We start from the raw sequence: 20,711 nt of genomic DNA, 5'->3' as shown, positions 1-20,711 counted from the left end.
GCGGGAACATCAGTCGCTTTGGGGCTGCTGCGCAGCCCAGCGGGAGCAAGCTCCCTCGCCACGGTTGTTCTGAGCATTGCCGAGGAGGGCAGCTTCATTCAGCAAGTCGCTCAGTCAGGGCTTCAAGGCATCACATTGAGCACGCAGGTCGCTGTTGGAGATCGCGCTGCAGCTGCCACTGCCGCTCTTGGCATAGCAGTAACGACGCTGGTCGTCGTCGTTTATGCTGGCGCAACTGCCGCTGCCAGTCTCGGCCTCGCAGGCGTGACGCAGGTCGTTGCTGGAGATCGCGCTGCAGCTGCCACTGCCGTTCTTGGCATAGCAGTAACGACGCTGGTCGTCGTCGTTTATGTTGGCGCAGTTGGCAAAGGCATAACCGCTAAGCATCCACAGCACCACAAAAATAACTCTCATCACTCTCTTCCCTGATTGACCGGAACAGGCCGGCGCTGGTTTGCCCAACTGGGCCTGCGCAGTTTAGAGCGCAGGCTGGGGGGATGGAAGAGTCTGAATAGACGGCGCTCACGCTGTCTCAGTGCCTGCGTTTGAGCATCGGCAGTGGACCGCAATGCTGGATGAGTTTGGGGGCTGCTACGCAGCCCAGCGGGGCGGTGCGACGTTTCGCTAAATCCCCTCGCCACACTGGGTGGCTTGCTTGGGCGGGGTGCTGTGGCTGAGGAACGGCTAAGATGGCGCAAGTAAAATCACAGGGGAAGGCAGGCGTGATGGCAGCTCGTTTTGATCCATTGGTTCATATCGATTGGAAAACACCGGGCAGCGACGTGCTCGGGCTGTTGCAGCACTACTATCCCGACATCGGTGTGTTTGCCGGGCCGGGGTTCGAGGCGTTGTTGGATGAGCTGTCCAACGAGATGCCCGAGGTCTGCTTCGAGGCGCTGGCGCCGCTGTTGGCGGCTCAGGGGTTTGACTTGTGGAACCTGGACGCCGGTGGCGATGATTATCGGCCGGTGGTTTTCCCCTCGGACCAGCGCGAGGCGTTTGCCAGGCATTGGCAAAGCTCGCAGGGGGAGCCGAGGTTCACGGCGACGTTGATCGAGCCCCCTGCGGTGAAAGCGCGCAAACCGGCCAAACCCAAGCGCGGCAAGGTGAAGTGGCTGCAGGAAGTCCATGACTACCCCGGCGACACCTATGTGCATGAGGACAACTACCGCAACGGTTGGGCCGCGATCACCGAGCAGGACGAAGACCAGTGGTTGTGCTTCCTGATCGATTACAACCAGTGGCCGCCCGCCGAGCAGGACATGCTCGAACACCGCACCGATGGCGTGGACGGCGCAGACTTGCAGCTCATCGACGCCGATGCCCAGCGCAGCCTGTGGAAACGTCGGGTCGTGCGTGGCGATTACAGCAGGGACGACCGCTACCAATACGAAATTCGGCAAGGCAATGAGATCGCGGCGTTCGGCCCTGCCGGGGTGCAATGGCCAGAATTTGAACAACCCTGTGTGGTGGTGGACTCGGAGGTGTTCGAACGCCAGCGCCTCTACGAACCCGAGCATCTGACCCGGATCTGGCGGATCACGGCGGACAGCAGCGAGGTGATTTTCGAATGCGCCGATGAACTGACGATCCTGCCCATCGGCCCTCGCCGCTTGCTGTTCATGCAGCACAACGGCCCGAAGTGCTGGGTCTGGCACCAAGACCCGCCGCACCAGGCCGTCGTCGCCAAACGGATGCCCGCTGAAGCCTACAAGTTGCGCGCATCAACCGCTTACCTGGGGGGCGACGAGATCCTGTTGTTCAGCGAAGGCGCGCGGCAGAACGCTGAGCATGCGGGTTATCAGGACACCGTGCTGCTGGCGTGGCGCTTCAACTTCATGACCGGGGCCAAGACCAAGGCGATGCTGGACGGTTTCGGCAGTGAACTGCGCCAGGACACGCGCCTGCTCGTCACCCAGCCCAAGCAAGTCATTACGTTGCGCACGTTTCATGGGCAACTGCATGTTTCGCGAGGGCACGGCGATTGGTGGGTCTGGACTTACCGCGCCAATACCTTCGGCACCCACACGCTGGCGTGGTTCTGGAACCAGGGCAGCAATGAGGTGGTGAAGCTGTCGACCAAGGATATTGTGCGGGTCAAGCCGCAGGTTCGTTATGTGCCGGGGCAGGATCGGTATCTGGCGTTCGAGACGGCGTTTGTGGCGCGGTTGCCGGCGTTTGGCGAGATGGTTGAGGCCAAGGGGAGTGAGGTTTTGGATTTCCAGTAAGGCGATTTCGTTACATGGAGACACTTCCAAAGCATGGCGCTTTTGTGGCGAGGGAGCTTGCTCCCGCTCGGCTGCGCAGCAGTCGCAAACCCTGCCAACCGTGTCCTCCTGACGCCCCGCCGGGGGGCTGCTGCGCAGCCCAGCGGGAGCAAGCTCCCTCGCCACAGGGGCAGGGCTCAAACGCTCAGCACGCCGCGAAACCCTCGCGCCGCGTAATACGACTGCACACCGTTGTGGTAGATGAACACCCGGCCATAGCGGTAGTCACCAAAAATCGCCCCATCGAGGGCGCGAAGCGCTGGAGAGGTTGCCAGCCAACTGGACGTCTTGGCATCGAACTCACCGAGGGTTTGCAGGGCCCGATACTGGTCTTCCGTCAGCAGGGCGATGCCCATCGCTTCGGCCATTTCGATGGCGCTGCCTTTGGGCTTGTTCTCCTTGCGCGCATCCAGGGCCGCGCGGTCGTAGCAGAGGCTTCGGCGCCCGGTTGGGCTTTCCTTGGCGCAATCGCAGAAGGTGACAGTGCCGGTCTTTGGGTCGAGGCCGATCACATCGGGTTCGCCGCCGGTGGCTTCCATGGCTTGGAGGGACTTCAGGGCGTTGGGGTTGGCTTCGAGCCGGGTCTGAACGTCGGCCCAGGGAATGTCTGGGTGGCGGTTCAGGTTTTTTTCGAAGCGGGTTTTCAGGGTTTGGATAAGGCTTTCTTGTTCTTGTTTTTTCATGGCTCGGAGTCCCTGGCTGGCCGATTGAATGTGCACGCTCTAATCACCGTTTCCGGCGAAATTTCATATCAGGTATTTCAATTTAGCCTCGGCGACTGTCATCTCTGACAATAGCCACGCAGCGCCTTGAGCTCTTAATCTGCTGCAGCTTTTCAAGCAAGCGCAAGCATTCCTTGGGGGTTAACAAGACGCTCATGGTGACTACACAACAGGAAAAGTGAAGCACATCTACTGCCAATGAAACGGCGTGAATCATGAAAATTCGTGATGGCTTCATGCTTATGCCATTCCCCTATCAGGTTTTTTGCACGGTATCAGAAGCCCTGATAGCGTGTGGGATCCTGGGGCAATACCCGATGCGACACTGAGCACATGAGGCCTTTATGAAGAACTTCACGATTCAACGTATCGACCACATCGTCCTGCGCGTGAAAGACCTTGAGCGCAGCCTGGCTTTTTATACGTCGGTGCTCGGTTGCGAGCTCAAGAAGCGTCGGGACGATCTTGGCATGCTTCATCTGGGCACCGGTGTTTCGATGATTGACCTGGTGGCTGTGGACGGGCCTCTTGGTCGCCAGGGTGGGCCGGCGGCGGGTAAGCAGGGGCATAATGTCGATCACCTCTGCCTGCGTATCGAGCCGTTTGATGAGCCCGCCCTCCTGGCTCATTTGAACTCAGCCGGCCTGACCGTTGAGAAAGCGCAGATGCGCTACGGTGCGGAGGGCAAAGGCTGGTCGATCTATTGCTTTGATCCGGATGGCAACCAGATCGAGTTGAAGGGCCCGGCGTTGGAGCCCTGAGCTTCAACTGGGTGCTGTGATCAAAAACTGTGGGAGCAAAGCTTGCTCAAGATAGCGGTCTGTCTGGGCCGGTGATGTTGGATATGCGGCCATCTTCGCGAGCAAGCTCGCTCCCACAAGGGTGGGTGGTGGACACAGTATTTGCAAACAACCGGGATCAACACTGTGGGAGCGAGCTTGCTCGCGATTGCGGTCTGTCTGGGCCGGTGATGTTGGATATGCGGCCGTCTTCGCGAGCAGGCTCGCTCCCACAGGATCTGCGGTGGGGGTTATTGCGTTGTCAACTCCACCGCACCCTCGACCCGCTGCTGCATGTTGATCAAATGCAACCGCATCGACGCCCGCGCGGCTTCCCCGTCATGCCGCGCCAACGCCGCGTAGATCTGCTCCCGCTCACGCACCACCAGCGCCCGATTTTCACCCGTCACCGCCGGTCCGGCCTGTTGCACGACGGCGATCAGCGTATTGCCCACATGGGCCATGGCGTCGATGAAAAAGCTGTTGCCGGTGCACTGGGCGATTTGCCGGTGAAATTCGAAATCGAGCCGTGCGCTTTCGTCATCCGTTGGGTCAACGGCATTCGATGCGTCGAGCATTTCGCGCATCGCCTGCAACTGCTCCGGCGTGGCGCGTTGGGCGGCGATGCCGGCGGCTTCCACTTCCAGGCTCAGGCGCAGTTCGATGACGGCCAGCGCATCGTAGGCGCCGCCCTTGACGTGTTTGCTGCCCTGGAAATCACCGGGGCGGGCGGTGTCCACCACGAAGGTGCCGATGCCGTGACGGGTTTCCACCAAGCCTTCGGCCTGGAGTCGCGACATGGCTTCGCGGACGACTGTCCGGCTGACGCCGCGTTCCTTGATGATGACTTGTTCGGTGGGTAACTTGCTGCCTGCGGGCAACTCGCCGGCCAGTATCTGCTGCGTCAGGTCGACCACCAGTTGCTGGGTCATGCTCAGGCGTCGATCGGGTGTGACACGGTCCATTGCACCTTTCCATTAAAGCCAGACGATCGCGGCATTATAGCCGCGACCTTGCGCCAAAACTCACTATAATGCCCGCTGATCACACTAGAGCACGCCGATGACGGATCAAGCGTTATCTCCATTGAACAAGCCACGCCGCCTCGCCGAAACCCTGGTCGACCGCTTTGCCCAGCGCATGCGCGACGGCATTCTCAAGTGCGGCGAAAAGCTCCCCACCGAAGTGCATATCATGGAGGCCGAAGGCGTCAGTCGTTCGGTGGTGCGTGAAGCGCTGTCGCGGTTGCAGGCGGCGGGGCTGGTGGAGACGCGCCATGGCGTCGGCACTTTTGTCCTCGACATGCCGGCACCAGAGGGCTTCACCTTGGGGCCGGCGACCATTGCGACGTTGTCGGATGTGCTCAACCTGTTGGAGTTTCGCCTGAGCCTGGAAGTCCAGGCCGCGGGCATGGCGGCCCAGCGCGCAACCCCCGAAGCCCTGGCGGAACTGGCCCAGGCGCTGGAGGCGTTGCTGCAAGGGCCGGAAAAGTCCGGTACCACCATCAATGCCGACTTCCAGTTCCATCTGAAAATCGCCAAGGCCGCCGGCAATTACTACCTGATCGACATCATGAAGCACTTGGGCACGAAGCTGATCCCACGTACCCGCATGAACTCCGCCTATTCCGGGCAAAGTGACCGCAGTGCTTACCTGCAAGGGATCAACGCCGAACACCAGCAGATCTTCGACGCCATCGCCAGCGGCAATGTCGACGCGGCGCGGGCGGCCATGTACCTGCACCTAAGCAACAGCCGCATGCGTTTGTGCGAAACCCAGCAGCGCCAGGCCTTTTACAACGAATAAGCGCCCATAGGCCCCTGTGGCGAGGGAGCTTGCTCCCGCTTGGGCGCGAAGCGCCCACAAAGAAGGACTGCTGCGCAGCCCAGCGGGAGCAAGCTCCCTCGCCACAGGTTCATCTATTCCTTGAATCAGCAGTGCTGTCTGTAGGCCCGCTCCACAACTCAGAAAAAGTTGTATTGAATACCCACCCGCAGGCGCAGTTGGCGATCATTGTCGACGGAGTTGACTTTGATATCACCCACTTCAAAAAACGGCGCCCAGCGTTTGTCCCATTTGTACTTGACCACGGCATTCTGCTCATAGTCGTCGGTGCCGCCGTTATAACGGATGTAGTTGGCATCGAAGTACGTCAGTTGATATTCATACGCCCACGGCCCTTGGTTGGCGTAGTTGATGTACACGTCGTAGCGATGGATCTTCTGGTCGTCCTGGCCGTTGTCCGGTACGTCACGGTCGATCTTGTCGCGGTCGAGCTTGGAGGAATCGTAACGGTAGCGTCCGGCGATGCTCAGCTCCTTGGTGATCTTGTAGCCCAGGCGCATGCCCATCTTGTAGGTGGTGGATTCCTCATCGCTTTCCATGGCGAACGAGGGCGTCAGTGTCCAGCGATCATCGATCTTGTGCTGGTAGTTGACGGTGAATTCATGGCCGCTGCCAACGGTGTTGTCGAAGGCGACGTCTTCGCGATCACCGGCGGTCTTGTATTTGAGTTCACCTTCCAATCCCACACCGTTGTCCAGCCGCATACCGAACTTGGCGCGGTCGGCGTGCATGCGGGTCTGTTCCGCATACTGGTGGCGTACGTTGATATAACCGGTGTCGGCCACGGCAACAGTGGAAGAGAACAAAGAAGCGAGGGACAGCGCGACGAGTGTCTTTTTCATATTTTTTATTCTTGTTAGTTGAATGATTTAGTTGGGTTGAACGCCAAATCACAGGCGAGCGCGTGCGCGGCATTGAAACCTGCGGTTCAACGTCTTCTTCGGGTTAAAACACGTGCTACGAAACAGTTACCTCAGACAGCGATAGGTATTCGCTGTATGTCGCGGCTGGCTTGCACCAGCAAACGGGTGTACGCATGGGTGGCGCCATCGCTCGCCAGCAGATGACTGTCGAGCGTCTCCACCACCCTGCCCTGCTGCATCACCGCCAACCGATCACACAGGTGCGCAACCACCGCCAGATCATGGGTGACCATCAGGTAGGTCAGCCCTTCCTGGCGACGCAAGTCGGCCAGCAGGTTGAGGATTTCCGCCTGCACCGAGACGTCCAGCGCCGAAGTCGGCTCGTCCAGCAACAGCACCCGGGGACGCAGGATCAACGCCCGGGCAATCGCCACCCGTTGGCGCTGGCCACCGGACAACTGGTGCGGATAACGGAAGCGAAAGCTGTCGTTCAAGCCGACCTTGCGCAGGATCTCGCTGACCTTCTGGGCACGCCCGTCGATGCCATGGATGCGTAGCGGTTCCTGCAACGCGGCATCGATGGTGTAGCGCGGATGCAACGAGGCATACGGGTCCTGGAAAACCATTTGCACGGTACGGTAGTGGTTCAGCGGCAGCTTGCGCGTCACCGCCTGACCCGCGACGTGCAGCCGCCCCGTCCAGTGCTGGTACTGCCCGGCCAGGCAGCGCAGCACGGTGGTCTTGCCCGAACCGGACTCCCCCACCAGGCCGAACGCCTCGCCTTCGGCCACGCTCAAATCGACGTCGTGCAATACCGCGTTCAGTGCCGCGCCGGTGCCAAAACAGAGGTTCAGGCCGGCGATTTCAATCATGCTCATGACAGGCTCCTCAAGCATTCAACCAATGGGGGTCACGCTGCAGCACCGGCAGCGTGGCGCGCCGATGGTCCAGGCTCGGCAGTGCGGCCAGCAGGCCTTGGGTGTAGGGATGGGTGGCGTGATCCAGGTCGGCGGCGGCAATCGACTCGACCACGCGCCCGGCGTACATCACCAGCACGCGGTCACAGAAATACCGCACCAGGTTCAGGTCGTGGCTGATGAAAATCAGCCCCAGGTCACGCTCGCTGACCAACTCCTCCAGCACGTTGAGCACTTGTCGGCGCACCGACACATCCAGCGCCGACGTGGGTTCGTCGGCGATGATCACCTGGGGATCGGTGATCACCATCATGGCGATCATGATCCGCTGGCCCATGCCGCCCGAGACCTCGTGGGGATACAGGTCATAGACGCGCCGGGGATCGCGAATGTGCACCTTGGCGAGCATGTCCAGCGCCCGCTCGCGGGCTTCGCGATGGGGCACCTTGTGATGGGCCAGGTACGCCTCGGCGATTTGCTCGCCGACCCGCACCACCGGGTTCAGCGAGTACTTGGGGTCTTGCATGATCATCGACATGCGTGCGCCGCGAATCGCCTGGATCTGCTTTTCGCTGGCGGCCAACAGGTCGACATCGGCGAAACGCAAAGTCTTGGCGGTGACCCGCGCCGTCGGCGGATGCAGGCGTAGAAGGCTGCGGCCAACGGTGGATTTTCCCGAACCGGACTCGCCGACAATGGCGAGCTTTTCACGCCCCAGGGTGAACGACACATCACGCACCGCCAGGGAGGTTTTGCCTGCGTTGCGAAACTCCACGCACAAGTCCTGTACCGCAAGTTTTATCTCAGTCATGGCCGGTTCCTCAGGATTGGCTGCGGGGGTCGAGGACGTCGCGCAAGCCGTCGCCCAACAGGTTGAAGGCCAGGCTGACCAGCATGATCGCCGCACCGGGTGCTGCCACCAGCCACCAGCTTTCGAGCATGTAGCGGCGCCCGGTGGAGATCATCGCGCCCCACTCCGGCAACGGTGCCTGGGCGCCGAGGCCGAGAAAGCCCAGGGCGGCGGCGGTGAGGATGATGCTCGCCATGTTCATGGTCAGGCGGATGATCACCGACGACAGGCACATCGGGATGATGTGGCGCAGGATGATCCGAGTGCTCGACGCGCCTTGGAGCTGCACCGCGACGACGAAGTCGGCGTTGCGCAGCGGCAGGGTTTCGGCGCGGGCGAGCCGGGCAATCGGCGGCCAGGCCGTGAGTGCGATGGCGATCACCGCATGCTCCAGGCCCGGGCCGAGGGCCGCGATGAAAGCCAGCGCCAGGACCAGGCTGGGGAACGAGATGAAGATGTCGGTGATGCGCATGAAAAGGCTGTCGACCCAACCACCGAAGTAACCGGAAACCGTGCCGACCAACAGGCCGATGGGGCCGACGATCACCGTCACCAGCAAGACGATGTACAGGGTGACGCGCGAGCCATACACCAACCGCGCGAACACATCGCGACCGTATTCGTCAGTGCCGAACCAGTGCGCGCTGCTGGGTGCCTGCAAGGCGCCGGCGAGATTCTGCAACAGCGGGTCGTGGCCGGCGATCCACGGCGCGAAGACCGCGACCAGCATCAGGGTCGCGACGACGATCAGGCCGGCGAAGGTCATCGGGTTGCGCAGCAAAAACCGCAACAGGCGCAAGGTGCTGGCGACCATCGCCGCCGTGCTGGAAGCCGGCAACGTGGCGCTGCCAGGGGCGCTGGAAGCAAGGGGCAGGTTCATTAGCGAGTCCTCGGGTCGAAGATCTTGTACAGCGCATCGCTGATCAGGTTCAGCGTCACGAAGATGAGGCCGATCAACAGCACGCAGGCCATCACCGCGTTCATGTCGCCAAGCAACAAACTGCTCGTCAGGTACTGGCCGAAGCCCGGCCAGGCGAACACGGTTTCGATCAGCACCGCGCCTTCCAGCAGGCCGCCATAGGCCAGGGCGACGATGGTCAACAGCTGCACGCGGATGTTGCCGAAGGCATGGCCCCAGACGATGCGGCGTTGGGACAAGCCCTTGACCCGAGCAGTGATGATGTACTCCTGGGACAGTTGCTCGAGCATGAAGCTGCGGGTCATGCGGCTGATGTAGGCGACCGAGTTGAAGCTGAGGATCACCGCCGGCAACAGGATGTGCCGCAGCGCACTGCGAAAGGCTTCCCACTCGCCGGACCAGGCGGTGTCGATCAGCAACAGCCCGGTGTGTTTCGGAATCAACCCGTCATAGGCCAGGCCGATGCGCCCGACGCCGCCGGCCCAACCCAGCCAGGCGTAGAACACCAGGAAGGCCATCATGCCGATCCAGAAAATCGGCGTGGAGTAACCGAACAGGGTGATCAGCCGCGCGACATGGTCACCGGCACGGCCCTGATGGGTCGCCGCGTAGACACCCAGCGGCAGGCCCGCCAGCACACCGAACAGGATGGCGAGCGTGGCCAGTTCCAACGTAGCCGGGAAGACCCGGGCGATGTCAGTGATGACTGGGTTGCCGGTCAGCAAGGCCATGCCGAAGTCACCGTGCAGCAGGTCGCCGAGGTAAATCGCGAACTGGCTCCACAACGGCTTGTCCAGGCCCAGTTCCTTGTACACCTGGGCGTAGGCCGAGGCGTCGGCGTCCGGGCCGACGATGGCCAGCACCGGGTCCAGGGGCATCACCCGCCCAATAAAGAAAGTCAGCAGCAGCAACCCCAGCAGCGTCACCGCCACCGAGCCGCCGCGCCGGGTCGCCGAAGCGGCCCGGGTGGTCCAGATTGAAAAGGATGCAGTCGACATGTTCATTCCTGCCTTGGCCCTGTGGCCGTCGATTTCAGCGCTGCTTGTAGACGTCGCGAAGACGCGTGGTCGCGGCGGTGTGGCCGATGTAGTTGCGCACATCCGCGTGGATCACCACTTCGTCGACCATCTGCGAGACCGGCATGATCGCCCCGGCCTGTTGGTCGTAGAGGGTCTGGATCTGTGCATAGATTTCCCGCTGGCGCTCGGGGTCGCGCTCGCGCTCGGCTTGCTCGATCAGTTGATTGAGCTGCGGGTCGAAGAACGAGGTGCGCCAGCCCTGGAAGTTGCTCAGCTTGGCTTCGGTGCGGTTGTCCGGGTTGTACACCAGGGCCCGCAGGCTCGAATGGGGATGCCGCTCCGCCCCGCCGCCGCCACGACCGACGAGGATGTCGAACTGACGGTCGCGCATCGCCCCATAGATCTGGTTGCCGGTGCCGGTGATGATCGTCGCCTGGATCCCCGCCTGGGCCAGCGTCGCTTGCAGGCTGGTGGCGATGTTGATGAACGGCGGATCGGTCAGTGAACGAATCGTCACCTTGAAGCCTTCGGCATGCCCGGCCGCCGCCAGCAGACGCTTGGCCTCGGCCACGTCCAGGCGATAACCCGGGTCGTCGAGGCGAGCCGGCAGTCCCAACTGCAAGGGCCGTTGGTTGATCACGCCGTAGTGCGGCATGACCACGTCGTTGATGCCTTGGTAGTCGATCAGCAGGCGGACGGCCTGGCGCACGCGGATGTCCTGGAACAGCGGTTGCTGCATGCTCATCGCCACGTAGTACAGCGTGCCGCGGGCAATGCTCTGGATGCGCACTTCATCGACCTTGCCCAAGGCCTTGATGTCAGTGGCCGCCATGCCGCGGGCGACGTCCAGGTCACCGCGCTCGACCATCAGGCGCAGGGCCTGGGACTCCGTCATGTTGCGCATGATCACCCGGCGCAACTTCGGCGCGCCGCGCCAATAGTCGTCATTACGGCTCATCAGGATCACATCGTTGGCCCGCCAGATGTCGAGCTTGAACGCGCCGGACCCGGCCGTGTGCGTCGCCAACCATGCCGCGCCCTGGTCGTCGCCGACCTGATGCTGCAAAGCGATGCTGCGATCAATGATGAAGGCGCTGGGTGAGGTCGCCAGGGTGTTGAGCACCAGCATCGGGTCGGTGACCCGTGGCAACTCCATCACAAAGGTGTGCGGGCCTTCGGCGCGCATCAGTTTGACCACGTTGTCGGCGGTGAAACCGTAGGCCTTCCAGGTGGAGGCCAGGGCGCGATTGAGGGTGACGACGCGCTGCAACGACCAGGCGACGTCTTGGGCGGTCAGGGGCGCACCCGAGTGAAACCGTACGTCGTCGCGCAATTGGAAGGTCAGGCGCGTGCGGTCGGGGCTGATGTCCCAGGTTTTCGCCAGGGCCGGAATCAGCGTGTCGGGCTGCGCGGCGTCCTGCTCCAGGAGCATGTCATAGACGTTGGCGTTGACCTCCGCGACCTCCAGGCCCGTCGCCGCGGCAGGGTCCAGGGACAACAGGTTGATCATACTCATGCCCACCACCAATTGGTCGGGGGGCGTTTCGCCTTGGGCCAGGCTGACGGGCACCTGCACTGCGCACAGGGCCACGGTGACACACAGCAGCCTGGTCAGGCGCTTGGGCCAGAGATTCATGGTTCAGTCCTTTCTTATATTTATAAAGACTTGTCGCCCGGGCCGTCATCGGCCTCAGGCGTGGAACAGACTCAATGTCGGGACACGGTGTTGGCCTCGATATACGCGAAGTTGATGTCCTCGCCCAAGCCCGGCCGGTCGGATAGATGCACAAAACCGTCGGCGTCCATGGGGTCGACGATGCTGTTGAGATGCGCCGGGACCTCTTCATAGTCAAGGAACGGGTGCAGCAGGCCGCGTTCGTACCAGCGACAATTGCTGATCGCCCCGACCACCGCCAGGTTCGCCGCGCCATTGCCATGGACCTCGCAATCCATGCCGAACGACTCGGCCAGGTGCGCCACTTTCAGGCACGGCCCAATACCTCCGACCCCGGCCACGCCGGCGCGCAGGATGTCACAGGACTTCTGGGTCACCCAACTGGCGCGGCTGTGGAACTTGCCGGCGATGCTCTCCGGGCCCAACACCGGGATGTCCAGGTTGGCGGCCAGCCAGGCATAGGACTCCGCCGAGTCTTCCATCATGGGTTCTTCGAACCAGGCGAAATTCAGCTTCTGCAGTGCCTTGCCGATGGTCAGGGCGTCCATGCGGCTGTACCAGTGGTAACCGTCGAGCATCAGCGCGATGTCCGGGCCTACTGCCTCACGTACTGCGGCGCAGGCCTGGATGTCCATTTGCGGATTCGGCGCGAAGGAGATCGGTGGCATCCAGGTGTGCAACTTGATGGCCTTGTAGCCGCGCTGGACCAGCTTCTCGGCGAACTGGCCATACTCGTCCGGCGTCGACAACCCACCCGGCAAGTCATCGCCGCACATCGTCGAACCGTACGCCGGGACCTTGTCGCGATAACCGCCAATCAGTTTATGCACCGGCAACTTGAGCTTGCGCCCAGCCAGGTCCCACAACGCTTGTTCCACCAGCGCCAGCGCCCGGTCGGTGAACTGCCCGGCACTGCCCCGCTGCCAGTGCGCCAGGTCCTGCCAGATGCTTTCACGGTCCATCGGATCGCGGCCGATCAGCACTTTGCGCACGAAGGATTCGATGATGTGCGGACGAATCAACTCAGGCGGGCCAAAGGCATAACCCTCGGAGCCATCGTCGCAGCCGATTCGCAGCAAGGCCATCTTGATCATGACCTCATCGCCCGGATGGGCGTGACCGGCGCTGTCCTGGGCACGGCGCGAAGGTGTGGAGAAGACTTCGACGTGAACGCCTGTGATTCGCATAGAGGGAACACCCTGTTGTTATTGTTTATTTGTATGTCGTCATACAACGTGACAGATTATTCTGAGGTTTCACGTGAGCTGTCAACCCACAAAATCAATAAAAATAGGGAGTCGTGAGGGAGGACTGGTGAAAAGAGGTAATTTTTCTTGAGCGATATTTAGAATGTCGTCATATCACGAGACGAAAAAGATACAACTCGCCGCAGGAAGGCCACGATGGCGGGAGGATAAAAACTGTGGGAGCGAGCTTGCTCGCGAAGGCGGTCTGTCTGAATCGGTGATGTTGGCTGTGCCGACGTCTTCGCGAGCAAGCTCGCTCCCACAGGGTGGTCGGTGGTGGTCGCAGAATTCGTGAACACTCGGGATCAAAACTGTGGGAGGCGGTGGCTGCGGAAGATGGACGCCCTGGTCCAGGTTTTGTGCAGGTTTTGGCTGCCTGGCTAGACCCGAGGTTTGCGTCGTCTCCAGACAATGCCCACCGACGCGGCCACGACCACCACCCCGACATTGCCAAACAACCAGATCGCAAAGTTGCGGCTCTGGTCTGCTTCGCTCTCGTAGAACGGCCCGAAATAACTACCAACGGCCATGAACGCCAAATTAAATGTGCCGACCGCCAACACGATGATCAGGAGAACGAACAAAGTTTCCTTGATGACGTTCATATGACTTTCCAGAACCAGATGTCCTTGGAATCGTGAAAGTCCGAGAACGTGCCTTCGATCGAAAAACCCATTTGTATACGTGGGTAGCTCAGCCAATCCGTCAGGCGACGGCCATTCCACAGGTCGATGTGATCGCCGCTGCGGTTGGCTGTGGTTTCGTTTGCCCGACGCCAGAAGTCCTTGAAGAAAATAACGCCCTGCTGCCCGCTCAGGGTCTCTTCGAATTCTTCGCTTTTAATGGCCTTCATGGCCTGCAAGCCAGGAATCTTGGCGCGACTCAAGGCCTTGGCGAGCTCTTCGGCGGCCAATATGTGCCCGTCGCTCTTGGGGTGTTGCCAGCAATGTCGCACGCTTTTGAGCTGGCTCATGTCTGCACCAGCGCGACGCAGGGCCACGCCAAGGTTGATCGCGCATTGGTCACTGAAGTTCTTGGCACCATTCGTTCTGCAAGGCGCGGCATCGCCAAATATCTGCGGATGGCTTTTCCACAACGTGTCGAATGTAAACATTCTGCCCTCTCCATGAGTTTTTTATCCTGGACGAATAGCCTAGCAGACCCACTCGCCCGATGGATTCAATAAGCGCTGGCGAGACGTACAGCCAAAGGACGGTTTTTCCCATTGACCGCCCCCGACAAGTTGTTTTTCTGCCTAGACTCATCATTGTTCCGCCGTGCCGTGTTTTGAATGAGCCCGCACGAAAATACTAAAAACAAGAGGAAAGCCCGTAATGTTCAAACCTATCTGGAAAGCGCTCGCTTGCACGTTGGCCCTGAGTGCGATGAGCACGGCCATGGCGGCAGATCCGGTGGTGATCAAGTTCTCCCATGTGGTCGCCGAACAAACACCAAAAGGCCAAGGCGCACTGCTGTTCAAGAAGTTGGTGGAAGAACGGCTGCCAGGCAAAGTGAAGGTCGAGGTCTACCCCAACTCTTCACTGTTCGGCGACGGCAAGGAAATGGAGGCCTTGCTGTTGGGTGACGTGCAGATGATTGCGCCGTCGCTGGCCAAGTTCGAGCAGTACACCAAGACGGTGCAGTTGTTCGACTTGCCGTTTCTGTTCGATGACATTTCCGCTGTGGACCGCTTCCAGCTGAGCCCTGAAGGCCAGAAGCTGCTCAAGTCCATGGAAAGCAAGAACATCACCGGCCTGGCCTATTGGCACAACGGCATGAAGCAGTTGTCGGCAAACAAGCCGTTGCGTGAACCCAAGGATGCCCGTGGCTTGAAGTTCCGCGTACAGGCATCGGCCGTGCTGGAAGAGCAATTCAAGGCGGTAAACGCCAACCCGCGCAAGATGAGTTTCGCCGAGGTGTACCAAGGCTTGCAGACCGGTGTGGTCAACGGGGCGGAAAACCCGTACTCGAACATCTACAGCCAGAAAATGCATGAAGTGCAAAAGTACATCACCGAGTCCAACCACGGTTTGCTCGACTACATGCTGATCACCAACACCAAGTTCTGGAGCGGCCTGCCGCCGGACATCCGCACTGAACTGGACAAGATCCTGGTAGAAGTCACCGCCCAGGTGAACAAAGAGGCGGCGCAGCTGAACGAGCACGACAAACAACGCATCCTCGACGCCAAGACCACCGAGATCATCACCCTGACGCCAGAAGAACGCGGCGCATGGCGCGACAAGATGAAACCGGTGTGGAAGAAGTTCGAAGGCGATATCGGCGCTGACCTGATCAAAGCCGCCGAAGCCTCCAACAAAGCCCAGTGATTGGTTGGCCGGTGCCGCCGCCCTGGCGGTGCCGGTCTGTCGTCCCCCCACAGGAGATGTCATCCATGAACGCCCTCCGGCGCACCTGGGAACACTTCGAGGAAGGTTTCATCGCTTTCCTTCTGGCCGCCATGACGATCGTCACGTTCGTCTACGTGGTACTCAATAATCTATACGCGGTTTTCTATAGCCTCGGCGACCATTGGCCCGCCGCCAGCGAGTCGATGTTCGCCATCGGCGACTCTGTCATGGGCATGGCCCAGGCGATGACCTGGAGTAGCTCGCTGACCAAGGCGCTGTTTGGCTGGCTGATTTTCTTCGGTCTTTCGTACGGTGTTCGCACCGCCGGGCACATCGGCGTCGATGCGCTGGTGAAGCTGGCGAGCAAACCGGTGCAGCGTTTTATCGGCGTCATCGCCTGCCTGTGCTGCCTCGCCTACGCCGGCCTGCTGGCGGTGGCGAGTTACGAATGGATCAACACCTTGATGATTGCCGAGATCGGTGCCGAGGACCTTGGTCATTTCGGCATCATGCAATGGCATATCGGGCTGATCGTGCCAGTGGGGTTCGCGCTGGTGTTCATTCGTTTCGCAGAAATTCTCGTGCGCATCCTGATGAACCGCCAGACCGGCCTTGGCCTGGCCGATGAAGCGGCCGAAGCCATCAAATTGACCGAGCACGAGGAAGACAAGCCATGACCATTGCCTTCCTGTTCGTTGCACTGTTCGTACTGATGTTTATCGGCGTGCCCATTGCCATTTCGTTGGGATTGGCGGGATCGCTGACCATCATCTTCTTCAGCCCCGACTCGGTGCGCTCCCTGGCGATCAAGCTGTTCGAAACCTCCGAGCACTACACGTTGCTGGCGATTCCGTTCTTCCTGCTGGCCGGTGCGTTCATGACCACGGGCGGCGTGGCGCGACGGTTGATCGACTTTGCCAATGCCTGCGTCGGGCATATCCGCGGGGGCCTGGCGATTGCGGCAGTGCTGGCCTGCATGTTGTTTGCGGCGCTATCGGGTTCAAGCCCCGCGACGGTGGCAGCGGTGGGTTCCATTGCCATTGCCGGGATGGTCCGCTCGGGTTATCCACAGGCGTTTGGCGCTGGCATCGTGTGTAACGCCGGGACCCTGGGCATCCTGATTCCGCCGTCGATCGTGATGGTGGTGTATGCCGCGGCGACCGAAACCTCGGTGGGCAAGTTGTTCATGGCCGGCGTCATCCCGGGCTTGCTGTTGGGTTTGTTCCTGATGGTGGCGATCTACATCGTCGCCGTGAAGAAAAACCTGCCAGCCCTGCCCCGCGCCACGTTCCGCGAATGGTTGACCACCGCGCGCAAGGCGATCTGGGGCCTGTTGCTGATGTTCATCATCCTCGGCGGGATCTACTCCGGGATGTTCACCCCCACCGAAGCCGCGGCAGTGGCGGCGGTGTATTCGGCGTTCATCGCGTTGTTCGTCTACAAGGACCTCACCTTCCGCGAGACGCCCAAGGTGCTGCTGGAGTCGGCCAAGCTGAGCATCATGCTGATGTTCATCATCGCCAACGCCATGCTCTTCGCCCACGTGCTGACCACCGAACAACTGCCGCAGCAAATCACCGCCTGGGTGATCGATGCCGGGTTGACGCCGGTGACCTTCCTGTTGGTGGTGAACATCGTGCTGCTGATCGCCGGCGCGTTCATGGAGCCTTCGGCGATCATCCTGATCCTGGCGCCGATCCTGTTCCCCATCGCCATGAAACTGGGCATCGACCCGATCCACCTGGGCATCATCATGGTGGTGAACCTGGAGATTGGCTTGATCACGCCACCGGTGGGGCTGAACCTGTTCGTCACCTCGGCGGTGACCGGCATGTCCTTGCCTGCCACGATCCGTGCGGCGATGCCGTGGTTGATGATCCTGTTGGCGTTCCTGGTGCTGATTACCTATGTGCCGTGGATTTCCCTGGCGCTGCCAAATTGGTTGGGGATGAGTTAAATCCGGCAAACACTCTGTGGCGGGCAAAGGATGATTTTGCCTTGCCATGGAGGTATCGGGCCGATCTGTCGGCCCGATTCCTCCAGACAAAAAAAGGACCTCTTGAATGCTCAAACCTGTATGGAAAGCCCTCGCCTGCGCCCTGGCTTTCGGCGCATGGGGAACGGTCATGGCGACCGAGCCAATCGTCATCAAGTTCTCCCACGTAGTAGGCGAACAAACGCCCAAGGGCCAGGGTGCGTTGATGTTCAAGAAGCTGGCGGAGGAGCGGTTGCCGGGCAAAGTGAAGGTCGAGGTGTACCCCAACTCCACGCTGTACGGCGATGACAAGGAGATGGAAGCCTTGCTCCTGGGGGAAGTGCAGATTATTGCGCGGTCGCTGGCCAAGTTCGATCAGTACACGCGGACCGTGCAGTTGTTCGACTTGCCATTTCTATTCGATGACATCGCGGCAGTGGACCGTTTCCAGCAGAGCCCCGAGGGGCAGAAGCTGCTCAAGTCCATGGAAAGCAAGAACATCACCGGCCTGGCCTATTGGCACAACGGCATGAAGCAACTGTCGGCCAACAAGCCATTACGCACCCCGGAGGATGCCCGTGGCCTGACGTTCCGGATACAGACTTCCGCCGTGCTGGACGAACAATTCAAGGCGGTGGGCGCCAAAGCGCAGCCGATGATTTTCTCGGTGGTGTACCAGGGGTTGCGCACCGGTTTGGTCCACGGCACGGAAAACACCTATTCGAACTTCTACAACCAGAAACTCAATGAAGTGCAGAAATACGTCACCGAGTCCAACCACGGCATCCTCGACTACATGCTGATCACCACGTCGGACTTCTGGAACGGCCTGGCGCCGGACATTCGCAGCGAACTGGAGAAGATCGTCGTCGAATCCACGGCCTATGCCAACCAGGAAGCGGAACGATTCAACCAGCAGGACAAACAAAAAGTCCTGGACGCCAAGACCACCGAGATCATTGCCCTCACGCCCCAGGAACGCAGCGCCTGGCGCGACAAGATGAAACCGGTGTGGGCGAAGTTTGAAAAGGACATCGGGGCGGACTTGATCAAGGCGGCGCAGGCTTCCAACGTCGCTCAATAAGCGCGTGACAGGACTGTGGATAGATTAATGCCCTTGGCTCAACACTCTCTGTGGCGAGGGAGCTTGCTCCCGCTGGGCTGCGCAGCAGCCCCCAATGTTTGCCTGACACACCGAGGTGTCAGGTTTTGGGGGTGCTTCGCGCCCCAGCGGGAGCAAGCTCCCTCGCCACAAGAGCGCAATTCCTCCACTTCAATCCAACCCTCCCCAGTTGCAAAGCACATTGCGCTATGATCCCCGCCTCTCCCTGAACAGAGGCTTTTTTCGCTAATGCTGTCGTCCACCCCAGACATCACCTCTACCCTCCCACCCGTCCTGGTCGGCCCGCTGTTACGGCGGCTGGAACCTGTGCGCCTGGTGATGTGGCTGGTGGGCACACGAGCGCTAGCGTTAACCCTGCGTATTGACGGGGTCGGCGACCTGACGCTGGATGCGTCGCGTTGCACCGTGGTGCCGGTGGGGCAACACGCTTTTGTGCACCTGATCGACGTGACGCTCGACACGCCCCTGCCCCAGGACGTAGCGATTGACTACGACCTGCTGGTAGAGGGCGCGCCCATCGCCGAATGGGCGCCGCACCTGTTGTATGACGGGGCACAGTGCCCGAACTTCATGTTGCATTCGCGCATCGAGCAATTGGTCCACGGCTCCTGCCGCAAACCCCACTACCCGGCCAACGACGGCCTGCTGTGTGTTGACCGATTGTTGGCGCAAGACCCGGCGCAACGCCCGGCGCTGCTGATGATGAGCGGCGACCAGGTGTATGCCGACGACGTCGCCGGGCCCATGCTGCGGGCGATTCATGGGCTGATCGAACGCCTGGGGCTGTTCGAGGAGCGCCTGGACGGTGCCGTGGTGGAAGACAGCGCCAAGCTCTACCAACACCCGGCCAGCTATTACCATCGGGCCGATTTGCTACCGGCCCTGGAAAGCAACGAAACCCTGCGCGAGCGCTTTTTTGGCGGGGCGCGCAAGCCGATCTTCACCAGCAGCAGCGCCGATAATCACCTGGTGACCTTCGCCGAGGTCATGGCGATGTACCTGCTGGTGTGGTCGCCGGTGCCCTGGACACTGATCACTGTCCAACCGCCCGAACTGACCGTCGAACGGCGCCAGCGCTACGACCTGGAACAGCAACGCATCGATGCGTTCAAGACCGGGCTGGACGGCGTGGCCCGGGTGTTTGCGCACTTGTCGTGCCTGATGATTTTCGATGACCACGACATCACCGACGACTGGAACCTGTCCGCGCAATGGGAAGAAACCGCCTACGGCCATCCGTTCTCCAAACGCATCATCGGCAACGCCTTGATCGCCTACATGCTCTGCCAGGGCTGGGGCAACAACCCGGATGCCTTTGCTGATGTGCTAGCGCAAACCCTGGCCCTGAGCGACACCGCCCGGGACCGCTACCTCGACAGCGCGCCACAGGACCAACTGATCGACACCCTGCTGGGTTTCCAGCGCTGGCATTACGTGCTGCCAAGCACCCCGGCCCTGGTGGTGCTCGATACCCGTACCCGCCGCTGGCGCAGCGAGAACAACCTCAAGCAACCTTCCGGCCTGCTGGACTGGGAAGCCCTGAGCGAGTTGCAACAGGATCTGCTGGATCACCCCTCGGCAATCATCGTCTCGCCGGCACCGATCTTCGGCGTGAAGCTGATCGAGACCGTGCAGCGGGTGTTCAGTTGGTGCGGTTATCCGTTGTTGGTGGATGCGGAAAACTGGATGGCCCATCGCGGCGCCGCCCAGGTGATCCTGAACATTTTCCGACACTCGCGTACACCCGGTAACTACGTGGTGCTGTCAGGGGATGTGCATTATTCCTTCGTCTACGAGGTGCTGATCCCACACCGCAAGGGCGGCCCGCGCATTTGGCAGATCACCAGCAGCGGCATCAAGAATGAATTCCCACCGGTGCTGCTGGAATGGTTCGACCGCCTGAACCGCTGGCTCTACTCGCCGCGCTCGCCCCTGAACTGGTTCACCAAGCGCCGCAGCATGCGCATCGTCCCCCACACGCCGGAACACGCTGAAGCCGGAGAGCGGTTGTGGAACAGCGCAGGCATCGGCCAGGTGTTCTTCAACGAACAGGGCCAGCCCGCGCAGATCTACCAGCACAACGCCAACGGCCTGCCACCGACGCGTATGCGTCCTCCCAAATCGCCGTCAGCCTGAGACTCGTGAGAGCAAATGCAAAA

At 60.8% G+C, this 20,711-nt stretch carries 20 protein-coding genes; 8 read left to right on the top strand and 12 right to left on the bottom strand.

Translation table 11 applies throughout. The features are described from left to right. Positions 1-114: 114 nt before the first annotated feature. Positions 115-414, bottom strand: coding sequence for a hypothetical protein (locus ACLH0I_RS05680; RefSeq protein ID WP_411386519.1), 300 nt, complete (start codon positions 412-414; stop codon positions 115-117). Between the two features lie 311 nt (positions 415-725). Between ACLH0I_RS05680 and ACLH0I_RS05675 the strand changes: the two genes are divergently transcribed. After that, on the top strand, positions 726-2,228 hold the full coding sequence (locus ACLH0I_RS05675; protein ID WP_411386518.1) for a hypothetical protein: 1,503 nt from the start codon (positions 726-728) through the stop codon (positions 2,226-2,228). Positions 2,229-2,404: 176 nt separating this feature from the next. Here the strand turns inward: ACLH0I_RS05675 and ACLH0I_RS05670 are convergent, their stop codons facing one another. Next, positions 2,405-2,950 carry a DUF4256 domain-containing protein gene (locus ACLH0I_RS05670; protein ID WP_411386517.1) on the bottom strand — a complete coding sequence of 182 codons (546 nt, stop codon included), beginning with the start codon at positions 2,948-2,950 and terminating at the stop codon, positions 2,405-2,407. A 383-nt stretch (positions 2,951-3,333) separates the two neighbouring features. Between ACLH0I_RS05670 and ACLH0I_RS05665 the strand changes: the two genes are divergently transcribed. After that, on the top strand, positions 3,334-3,750 hold the full coding sequence (locus ACLH0I_RS05665; protein WP_411386516.1) for a VOC family protein: 417 nt from the start codon (positions 3,334-3,336) through the stop codon (positions 3,748-3,750). Positions 3,751-4,019: 269 nt separating this feature from the next. Here the strand turns inward: ACLH0I_RS05665 and ACLH0I_RS05660 are convergent, their stop codons facing one another. Continuing rightward, positions 4,020-4,733: a FadR/GntR family transcriptional regulator gene (locus ACLH0I_RS05660; protein ID WP_411386515.1), complete on the bottom strand. Its 714-nt coding sequence runs from the start codon at positions 4,731-4,733 to the stop codon at positions 4,020-4,022. 97 nt (positions 4,734-4,830) lie between these two features. Here ACLH0I_RS05660 and ACLH0I_RS05655 point away from each other — a divergent pair, with 97 nt between their 5' ends. Beyond that, positions 4,831-5,574 carry a FadR/GntR family transcriptional regulator gene (locus ACLH0I_RS05655; RefSeq protein ID WP_186708942.1) on the top strand — a complete coding sequence of 248 codons (744 nt, stop codon included), beginning with the start codon at positions 4,831-4,833 and terminating at the stop codon, positions 5,572-5,574. Between the two features lie 158 nt (positions 5,575-5,732). Here the strand turns inward: ACLH0I_RS05655 and ACLH0I_RS05650 are convergent, their stop codons facing one another. The 9 genes from ACLH0I_RS05650 to ACLH0I_RS05610 all read right to left on the bottom strand — a co-directional run bounded on the left by ACLH0I_RS05650 (position 5,733) and on the right by ACLH0I_RS05610 (position 14,217). Then, positions 5,733-6,455 carry an oligogalacturonate-specific porin KdgM family protein gene (locus ACLH0I_RS05650; RefSeq protein ID WP_250965861.1) on the bottom strand — a complete coding sequence of 241 codons (723 nt, stop codon included), beginning with the start codon at positions 6,453-6,455 and terminating at the stop codon, positions 5,733-5,735. A gap of 131 nt (positions 6,456-6,586) precedes the next feature. Beyond that, positions 6,587-7,354, bottom strand: a complete 768-nt coding sequence (locus ACLH0I_RS05645; RefSeq protein WP_411386514.1) for an ABC transporter ATP-binding protein — start codon at positions 7,352-7,354, stop codon at positions 6,587-6,589. Between the two features lie 10 nt (positions 7,355-7,364). Next, entirely contained in the window at positions 7,365-8,204 is an 840-nt protein-coding gene (locus ACLH0I_RS05640; protein ID WP_411386513.1) for an ABC transporter ATP-binding protein, read from the bottom strand. Between the two features lie 10 nt (positions 8,205-8,214). Next, positions 8,215-9,123: an ABC transporter permease gene (locus ACLH0I_RS05635; RefSeq protein ID WP_411386512.1), complete on the bottom strand. Its 909-nt coding sequence runs from the start codon at positions 9,121-9,123 to the stop codon at positions 8,215-8,217. Beyond that, positions 9,123-10,160, bottom strand: a complete 1,038-nt coding sequence (locus ACLH0I_RS05630; RefSeq protein ID WP_411386511.1) for an ABC transporter permease — start codon at positions 10,158-10,160, stop codon at positions 9,123-9,125. Before ACLH0I_RS05630 ends, ACLH0I_RS05635 begins: the two co-directional genes overlap by 1 nt. 34 nt (positions 10,161-10,194) lie before the next feature. Next, a complete protein-coding gene (locus tag ACLH0I_RS05625; protein ID WP_207963199.1) occupies positions 10,195-11,817 on the bottom strand; it encodes an ABC transporter substrate-binding protein in 1,623 nt (540 codons plus the stop codon). A gap of 71 nt (positions 11,818-11,888) precedes the next feature. Further along, positions 11,889-13,043 carry a mandelate racemase family protein gene (locus tag ACLH0I_RS05620; protein WP_186708935.1) on the bottom strand — a complete coding sequence of 385 codons (1,155 nt, stop codon included), beginning with the start codon at positions 13,041-13,043 and terminating at the stop codon, positions 11,889-11,891. 440 nt (positions 13,044-13,483) lie between these two features. Further along, the gene (locus ACLH0I_RS05615; RefSeq protein ID WP_250965856.1) at positions 13,484-13,708 is read right to left on the bottom strand and encodes a hypothetical protein; all 225 of its coding nucleotides are present in this window, start codon (positions 13,706-13,708) and stop codon (positions 13,484-13,486) included. Next, positions 13,705-14,217: a type VI secretion system amidase effector protein Tae4 gene (locus ACLH0I_RS05610; RefSeq protein ID WP_250965855.1), complete on the bottom strand. Its 513-nt coding sequence runs from the start codon at positions 14,215-14,217 to the stop codon at positions 13,705-13,707. The genes ACLH0I_RS05615 and ACLH0I_RS05610 overlap by 4 nt, the downstream gene beginning before the upstream one ends. 220 nt (positions 14,218-14,437) lie before the next feature. Here ACLH0I_RS05610 and ACLH0I_RS05605 point away from each other — a divergent pair, with 220 nt between their 5' ends. The 5 genes from ACLH0I_RS05605 (at position 14,438) to ACLH0I_RS05585 (ending at position 20,688) form a co-directional block, all read left to right on the top strand. Continuing rightward, on the top strand, positions 14,438-15,433 hold the full coding sequence (locus ACLH0I_RS05605; protein WP_411386510.1) for a TRAP transporter substrate-binding protein: 996 nt from the start codon (positions 14,438-14,440) through the stop codon (positions 15,431-15,433). 65 nt (positions 15,434-15,498) lie between these two features. After that, positions 15,499-16,131 (top strand): TRAP transporter small permease, encoded by a 633-nt coding sequence (locus ACLH0I_RS05600; RefSeq protein WP_250964731.1) that lies wholly within the window; start codon positions 15,499-15,501, stop codon positions 16,129-16,131. Then, positions 16,128-17,411 carry a C4-dicarboxylate TRAP transporter large permease protein DctM gene (dctM, locus tag ACLH0I_RS05595; protein ID WP_411386509.1) on the top strand — a complete coding sequence of 428 codons (1,284 nt, stop codon included), beginning with the start codon at positions 16,128-16,130 and terminating at the stop codon, positions 17,409-17,411. Before ACLH0I_RS05600 ends, dctM begins: the two co-directional genes overlap by 4 nt. Positions 17,412-17,517: 106 nt before the next feature. Next, a complete protein-coding gene (locus tag ACLH0I_RS05590; protein ID WP_250964729.1) occupies positions 17,518-18,513 on the top strand; it encodes a TRAP transporter substrate-binding protein in 996 nt (331 codons plus the stop codon). A gap of 267 nt (positions 18,514-18,780) precedes the next feature. After that, positions 18,781-20,688, top strand: a complete 1,908-nt coding sequence (locus tag ACLH0I_RS05585) for an alkaline phosphatase D family protein (RefSeq protein WP_411386508.1) — start codon at positions 18,781-18,783, stop codon at positions 20,686-20,688. The last annotated feature ends 23 nt before the right edge of the window (positions 20,689-20,711 follow it).

Origin of the sequence: Pseudomonas sp. MPB03, assembly GCF_046605385.1 — a bacterium.
GTDB classification, from domain to species: domain Bacteria; phylum Pseudomonadota; class Gammaproteobacteria; order Pseudomonadales; family Pseudomonadaceae; genus Aquipseudomonas; species Aquipseudomonas zanjanensis.
This window is presented reverse-complemented; position numbering and strand designations above follow the sequence as displayed.